The 365-nt window shown below is 52.1% G+C and carries 1 pseudogene; it reads right to left on the bottom strand.

Annotated elements, in window-relative coordinates:
- A pseudogene (locus tag K8089_RS16760) lies at positions 1–365 on the bottom strand (hypothetical protein); the annotation flags it as partial.

Below are 365 nucleotides of genomic sequence, written 5' to 3' on the forward strand. Positions count from 1 at the left end.
ATGTTTACATACGGGAAGGTGATAATGCCCGTGCCCGTTTCTGCGCCTTCCTGCGTCTCGTGGAAGGTTATGCTGAAGTCTGCCGGGTCCTGCCCCGCCAATATTCCGGCGCGAAGGTCAACTACCTGCTGGTCGCTCATATCCTCTAAATTGAACTCTGCAAATCCATCGCTCGGCATCAGGTTATCGCAGATTACAAATGGCTCTGCTGGGGCTACCGCAATAGCGCCCGGTTGAACGATTAATTCAAAGCTCTGTACGCCGCCTATATAACAGCCTGTCTCGGTATTGGTGATTCCCGTGAAAATGGTCTGTGGGTTTATCGGGTTGTTGCCCGCATCCATATTGCGATGGCCCGTAACATT

The sequence above is a fragment of the Aequorivita vitellina genome, assembly GCF_022008365.1.
Lineage (GTDB): Bacteria > Bacteroidota > Bacteroidia > Flavobacteriales > Flavobacteriaceae > Aequorivita > Aequorivita vitellina.